The sequence below is a fragment of the Halomonas sp. SIMBA_159 genome (assembly GCF_046536035.1).
In the GTDB taxonomy this organism is placed as follows: Bacteria; Pseudomonadota; Gammaproteobacteria; order Pseudomonadales; family Halomonadaceae; genus Vreelandella; species Vreelandella venusta_A.
In genome coordinates, this window is sequence record NZ_JAWJBT010000459.1 from 1 (window position 1) to 276 (window position 276).

Genomic DNA, 276 nt, shown 5'->3' on the forward strand with positions numbered 1-276 from the left:
GTGAAAAGCTGTCGCAAATACCATGATGAGCAAGAGGCCTAAAGCGGCTAGTGGCGTCAAAATCGGAGCGATGCCCAAAGCCAGTGGCAAGATCAATCCTATTCCTCCCAAGACCTCTGCTGCTCCGATAAAGGCGATAAAGCCTTTCGAATGATTGCTGACCCATGGCAGTGCTTTTTTTGCCTTTTCGTATTGCAATTTAGTCGATCCTGCACTGATAAACATTAAAGCCAATAAGCCTTGGATAATCCATAACGCGATGTTCATATTGTTTCC

Annotated in this window: 1 protein-coding gene; it reads right to left on the reverse strand. The window is 45.3% G+C overall.

Annotated features, from left to right (window positions below; all coding sequences use genetic code 11):
- On the reverse strand, positions 1-276 hold a 276-nt coding region (locus tag R0J87_RS20015), incomplete at both ends, for a DoxX family protein (RefSeq protein ID WP_498888439.1).